The sequence below is a fragment of the Hydrogenophaga sp. genome (assembly GCF_028698005.1).
Taxonomy (GTDB): Bacteria; Pseudomonadota; Gammaproteobacteria; order Burkholderiales; family Burkholderiaceae_C; genus Hydrogenophaga.
On sequence record NZ_JAQVEJ010000178.1, the window covers coordinates 1 to 5,595 of the forward strand.

General features: G+C 67.7%; 7 protein-coding genes and 1 pseudogene. 2 read left to right on the top strand and 6 right to left on the bottom strand.

What is annotated here, in order from left to right:
- The 6 genes from PHQ87_RS13940 to PHQ87_RS13965 all read right to left on the bottom strand — a co-directional run.
- The coding region (locus PHQ87_RS13940; RefSeq protein WP_300235548.1) for a hypothetical protein at nucleotides 1–362 on the bottom strand (362 nt) is incomplete at its 3' end.
- Between the two features lie 24 nt (nucleotides 363–386).
- Nucleotides 387–1,124: a pilus assembly protein PilX gene (locus PHQ87_RS13945; protein WP_300235550.1), complete on the bottom strand. Its 738-nt coding sequence runs from the start codon at nucleotides 1,122–1,124 to the stop codon at nucleotides 387–389.
- Nucleotides 1,100–2,296 carry a PilW family protein gene (locus PHQ87_RS13950; protein ID WP_300235552.1) on the bottom strand — a complete coding sequence of 399 codons (1,197 nt, stop codon included), beginning with the start codon at nucleotides 2,294–2,296 and terminating at the stop codon, nucleotides 1,100–1,102. Before PHQ87_RS13950 ends, PHQ87_RS13945 begins: the two co-directional genes overlap by 25 nt.
- Nucleotides 2,293–2,775, bottom strand: coding sequence for a pilus assembly protein PilV (locus tag PHQ87_RS13955; protein WP_300235554.1), 483 nt, complete (start codon nucleotides 2,773–2,775; stop codon nucleotides 2,293–2,295). Before PHQ87_RS13955 ends, PHQ87_RS13950 begins: the two co-directional genes overlap by 4 nt.
- Before the next feature lie 29 nt (nucleotides 2,776–2,804).
- The gene (locus PHQ87_RS13960; RefSeq protein ID WP_300235557.1) at nucleotides 2,805–3,443 is read right to left on the bottom strand and encodes a GspH/FimT family protein; all 639 of its coding nucleotides are present in this window, start codon (nucleotides 3,441–3,443) and stop codon (nucleotides 2,805–2,807) included.
- A gap of 26 nt (nucleotides 3,444–3,469) precedes the next feature.
- Complete coding sequence (locus tag PHQ87_RS13965) at nucleotides 3,470–3,982, bottom strand: type IV pilin protein (RefSeq protein ID WP_300235559.1); 513 nt, start codon at nucleotides 3,980–3,982, stop codon at nucleotides 3,470–3,472.
- Between the two features lie 146 nt (nucleotides 3,983–4,128).
- Here PHQ87_RS13965 and ribD point away from each other — a divergent pair, with 146 nt between their 5' ends.
- Nucleotides 4,129–5,274 (top strand): bifunctional diaminohydroxyphosphoribosylaminopyrimidine deaminase/5-amino-6-(5-phosphoribosylamino)uracil reductase RibD, encoded by a 1,146-nt coding sequence (ribD, locus tag PHQ87_RS13970; RefSeq protein ID WP_300235561.1) that lies wholly within the window; start codon nucleotides 4,129–4,131, stop codon nucleotides 5,272–5,274.
- Between the two features lie 70 nt (nucleotides 5,275–5,344).
- A pseudogene (locus PHQ87_RS13975) lies at nucleotides 5,345–5,595 on the top strand (riboflavin synthase); the annotation flags it as partial.

Here is a 5,595-nt window from a genome sequence, read left to right on the forward strand (position 1 = left end):
GGGTATGAACTGCCATCTGCGTACACGGGCGGGGTATAGGTGATGTTGGGGTCATAGGCCACACCACTGCATTGGGCGGACCGGTAGCCATACCTGCTGGTGCTGCTCATGTCATCGGGCATGTACGCCCGGTCCATACTCCCCGAATCATCCAGAATCACCATCAGGTTGGGCTTGGGCATGACCGCGCTCATGGTGATGAGCGGCTCGTTGGCGAGTTGGGTGGTATCGGCGCCGGCCAGGCCGGCGGCCAGCAGCAGCGCGGTGGCCACGGCCGCCCGGCGCAGGCCGGGCCCGGTAGCCTGGCGGCGCGATGGCGGCTGCGGTTGACTGGCCGGATGGATAAGCATGTGCAGGTTCATGGTGTTCTGCCCTTCCTGTCGTGCTCAGAAATGCACAACCGTTTCGGTGTAGCTGACGGTGTTGCGTGCGCCCACGGTACGCACCAGGATGCGGTAGAGCGGCGTGGACGCGCCGCCGGTGGCGCAGTGACCCTCGTTTTCGTAGTTGATGGCGCCCTGGCACTCGTTGACGGCGGCCGTGGTCTGGGTCGCGCACTTCGCCACGCCACTGGCATGCGAGCCGGCGACGTCGCACATGCGAAACACGATGTACGAGGCCGCGTTGCCGTTGACGACCACAACGCCCTTGCCATCAGCGCCCGCGTTGGGGGTGTAGTCGCAGGTGGCGTAGCTGCTGTCGGGGAACGCTTTGCAGAAATCGTCGCCGCTGCCGGCCACATCGCCCCAGTCGATCAGCTTGCGGGTGTTCGCCGCCAGGCCATTGCCGGTCGGGTCCAGGTCATCGTCGACCGAGGCGTAGTAGCCGATCGACGGAATGTCGGCATCGAGCGACTCCGGCAGGGCCTCCAGCTTGTCGTACAGGAGGTCGATGGCCATTTGCGTGGCACGGTCGGCGGTGGCGACGGCGTCCTGGCGAAAGCCGACGTTGCCGGCGATCTGTGAGCCGGTGTTGACCGAACGCACCAGGGCCACGCCGGCGAGCATCATGGCCACCAGCACGATCAGGGCATAGATCAGCACCATGCCCTGCTGGCGCCGGCAGGGCTGGCGACCCGGGTGGCGGTGGCGCGGCCGCGTCAGGACGATGGGCTGGCGTTCCATATCAAGTTCCTCAGGGGGACCATGGTGTCGAAGAGGCGGTAGCGGTAGAACTGCCATTCGTCGCTGCCCGCGGGCACCGTGTGTTCCAGACTCAATTCCAGGCAGTTGCTGTCGGCATCGGCATCGCAGGCCTCGGCATCGGGCACGTCGGCGTCGCCCAGGTTCCATACCAGTGGCTCTGGCGTGACCGGGTCATCGCCCTTGACGCGCTCGGTGCTGCGCGCCACGATGGCCAGGCGCACACCCAGCACCTGGCCCCAGTCACCGACGGCCGGTGCCTCGGTGTCGTAGGTGTCGATGACACCGTCGGCATCGGTGTCCTTGCCATAGAAGGCGCGCATCAGCACGATGTCGGGGTAGGCGTCGGCGGCAGGCCGGGCGCCACCACCTACCGGCGCAGGCGTGGCCAGGTCGGTCACCTGCAGGCTGAACTGCTGGTCGTTGCCGGCCACGCTCCACTGGTGGAAAACGGGGTTTTCGCCCAGGTTGAGCAGGCGCGACTCGCTGGGCAGCGTCGGTTGCGGGTCACCATTGGGTGCCAGTGGCTTGTCATCGGGCAGGTGCCGGATGGTCCATTTTTCAATACCGGCGGCGGCAATCGGGTTGGCAACCGGGTTGTCCGGATCCATCGCCTGGAAGGTGTCGCATGCGCTGCCATCGGGCGTCGCAACAACGAACCAATCCTGCCGACGCACGCCCACGTTGGAGGTGACGGTGAAGTACGGCGGTGTGGCGCTGTCGTCATGGTCTTCGGCCAGCTGCATGGGCAGGGCCGGCCCCACCTTGCCGCTGTACAGGATGGTCAGGCGATCGGACGGATTGGCAGCGTCGCCGGCCTCGATCTGCACGGGCGCCAGTGTCAGGCCGGACAAGCCCTTGCTGCTGGCGTGAGCCGAGGTGCCCGTGGTGCAGCCCAGCCATTCGCCGCCACCCAGCCCGTAGCCGGCCTGCTGGATGTCGCGCTGGATGGCATCGAGGGCCAGGATGGCGTTGACCTGGGTCGTGGCCAGGCTCGAAGGCACGCGACGCTGCTCTTCGGAGGCCAGAAACACCTGGGTGATGGCCAGCACGGTCAACATGCTGACGGTGATGCCAACGAGCAACTCCACCAGCGAAATACCGCGGCTGGCGGCGCGACGGCGACGGATAGGCAGGGCGTATGCTGGCTTCATGGCGTGTGGCCCAACGCAATGGTGGTGTTGGTCTGGTACTGGTGCGATTCGCCATTGGGCATGATCCAGTTGACGGTGATCGCCACGTCGCTGCCCAGGTCGCCCGAGGCCAGATCGGTCACCGTCACCACGGCCTCGCCCTGTGGCAGGATTTCCTGGACCTTGCCCAGCCAGCGCAGGCAGGCTGCTGCCGTGCAGGCCTTGCCGTCGGCACTGTCGAGCGCGTAGTTGTCGCGGTTGGGGATATCGGCCCACATCAGGCCAACCAGTTCCTGCGCCAGGTAGGCGGCCTCGGAACGCAGGCGGGTTTCGGTCTGGATGGCAGTCATGCTGGTTTGCAGCCCCAGGATGCCCAGCACCCCCAGGACGAACAGAAAGATCGCCACCAGGGCCTCCAGCAGGACGAAGCCCCGGGTGGCGCGTGGCGCACCGGTCCGGCGCCGGAGACGTGGCAGGTGGATGATTCGGGGTGCTGGCATGCTTGACTCCCTGGGTGGCGGATGCCCGATCAGGGCTCGGGACAGCGCCGTGGATCGTCGCCATCCGGGTCGAGCGCCGGATCGCACAGATGCACCGACCCCATGCCCGATACGATCAACCGCAGGCTGCGGTAGACGTCGTCACCGTCGCTGTCCATGTCGGATGGATCCTTGATGTCGATCTGCGCCGCCATGGCGCCTCCGGCCACACGTCCATAGGCGTTGAAGGTGATCTGGTTGATGGCGTCGCCATCCGCATCGGTGGCATCGATCCGCACGCCATCGGTGGCCTCGTGGGAGGCCACCAGCATCGGTGCGTCCGTGAAGGACCGCGCCGCCGCACACTTGCCCGCGGGGTTGTTGACGCTGACCACCCAGGAGCCCCGGGCCTGGTTGCTGGTGGCCAGCGTGCAACTGTTGTTCAGCGTGGCTTCCTGGATCAGCCAGAAGCTGACCGGGCGGTTGCGGCGCACGGCCTCTTCGCGGGCGGTCTGCAGACCGGTCTGCAACGCCTCGGCGGTGCCGCGGATGCCCTGGTTGCGACGCCAGTCGGTCATGGTGGGTGCAGCCAGCACGGCCAATATGGCCAGCAGGGCCAAGGTCACCACCAGTTCGATCAGCGAGAAGCCGCGTGCCGGTGGCGCAGCGGGCGTGGTCGGGATACGCATCGGATGGATGGCTCGCGAGCGGCCGCTCAGCAGGTCGACGAGCGATACAGCCAGCACGTGGCCGCCGGCGATGGCGCGCTGCCTGCGTACTTGGTCGTGCGCCGGTCGCCGGCCTGGTTGATGGTGTAGACGTAGCCGTCGGCCAGCGTGCCACTCTTGCCGGTGGCGGTCAGCGTGTAGGTCTGCGCCGTCGGGGTGGCACAGGAAAAGGTGAAGTACGAGGTGGTCGGCACGGCGCGGGCGCACTCATCGGCATCGCCAGGATCCCGGTAATGGCGGTTGTCCTGATAGCTCTGCTCCATGCGCAACTGGTAGGCCGACATCTGCGAGAAGGCATCCTGCAGTTGCCCACGGCGCAGGTAGGACTGGTACGACGGCACGGCGATGGTCGCCAGGATACCGACAATGGCGACGACAATCATCACCTCGATCAGGGTGAAACCGTTTGCCCTGAAAGCCGGGGAGCCCGCGCGGGCCGCGCGCAATGGCTGGTGCATGATCATGGTGTAGTGAAGGTGGTCGGGCGTGGTGCGTGTCATCAATGACAATACCATCCGATGAACCCGGCAGAGCCGCCCGATAGCATGAAAACGTTCTAACCATGACCACTATATTTCTGCCCGGGCACCGGCGGCCGCCCCATCAGGACGAGTGGGAGCCAGCCGCAGATAGGCGGTGGGTGGCGATGTCCAGGGCGCAGCAACTGGCCCATCAGGGCCTGCTGCTGACCCACCCCAATCCCCGCGTCGGCTGCGTCATCACCGACACCGCCGGGCAGGCCGTGATGGCCGAGGGGCACACCCAGCAGGCCGGCGGGCCGCACGCCGAGGTCATGGCCTTGCGCGATGCGGCCGCCCGGGGTGTGGATGTGCGGGGCGCCACGGCCTGGGTAACGCTGGAGCCCTGCTCGCACCATGGGCGCACCCCGCCCTGCTGCGATGCGCTGGTGGCGGCCGGCATCGGCAAGGTGGTGGTGGCCACGCTGGACCCGAATCCGCTGGTGGCAGGCCGGGGTGTGCAGCGCCTGCGCGAGGCCGGCATCGCGGTGGAGGTGCTGCCACCCGGCGATGAGCTGGCGCGCTCGGTGCGCGAACTGAACATCGGCTTTTTCAGCCGCATGGTCCGCCGCGTGCCCTGGGTGCGGATGAAGATGGCCGCATCGCTGGACGGGATCACCGCCCTGCCCAATGGCGCGAGCCAGTGGATCACCGGCGAGGCGGCACGCGCCGACGGCCATGCCTGGCGGGCGCGCGCCTGCGCCGTGCTCACGGGCATTGGCACGGTGCGGGAAGACGACCCGATGCTCGATGTGCGCGCGCTGGCCGTGCCCCGGCAGCCACACCTGGTCATCGTGGACAGCCGGCTGCAGACGCTGCCCTCGGCACGCCTGTGGGACACACCGGCAGGCGGCCTGCCGCGCAAGATCATCATTTACCACGCGCTGCCGCCCGAACAGGCTGCCGGGCCGGGTGCTGCCCTGCTGGAGCGGGGTGCCACCCTCGTCGCACTGCCAGGCCCCCATGGCAAGGTGGACCTGGCCGCGATGCTGCGCGACCTGGCCGCCCGCGAGGTCAACGAACTGCACCTGGAGGCCGGCCACCAGCTCAATGGCTCTTTCCTGCGCGAGGGGCTGGTGGACGAAGTGCTGCTGTACCAGGCTCCCCTGCTGCTGGGCACAGGGGCGGGACTGTCCAGCCTGGGCCCGCTGCAGAGCCTGGCCCAGGGCACCCCCCTGCACTACCAGGCCGTCGACCGCGTGGGCGACGACCTGCGCATCGTGGCGCGGGTGGCGGGCCGTGACGGCTTTCTGGATGCCCCCACACCGGGCTGATTTCATTGGCCCCGCCAGCGCCTTCGGCGGACGCGATCAATGGGCGATGCAATCCTGCGACAATACGGGGATGTTCACCGGCATCATCACCGCGGTAGGGCGTATCGCCGCCCTCCAACCCCTGGGGTCCACACCGGACCATGGCAAGCGCCTGACCATCGAGGCCCCGCCCGGTTATCTGGACGACGTCGGCCTGGGGGACAGCATCGCCCTCAACGGCGCCTGCATGACGGTCACCTCACTGGACCTGCCCGCCTCCCGCTTCACCATCGACATCTCGGCCGAATCGCTGGCCCGCACCACGGGCCTGGCCGACAGCGG

Coding starts and splice junctions, on each gene's coding strand:
- PHQ87_RS13955 (WP_300235554.1), bottom strand. CDS start 2,775: ATGCCAGCACCCCGAATCATCCACCTGCCACGTCTCCGGCGCCGGACC.
- PHQ87_RS13965 (WP_300235559.1), bottom strand. CDS start 3,982: ATGACACGCACCACGCCCGACCACCTTCACTACACCATGATCATGCAC.
- PHQ87_RS13960 (WP_300235557.1), bottom strand. CDS start 3,443: ATGCGTATCCCGACCACGCCCGCTGCGCCACCGGCACGCGGCTTCTCG.
- PHQ87_RS13945 (WP_300235550.1), bottom strand. CDS start 1,124: ATGGAACGCCAGCCCATCGTCCTGACGCGGCCGCGCCACCGCCACCCG.
- ribD (WP_300235561.1), top strand. CDS start 4,129: ATGTCCAGGGCGCAGCAACTGGCCCATCAGGGCCTGCTGCTGACCCAC.
- PHQ87_RS13950 (WP_300235552.1), bottom strand. CDS start 2,296: ATGAAGCCAGCATACGCCCTGCCTATCCGTCGCCGTCGCGCCGCCAGC.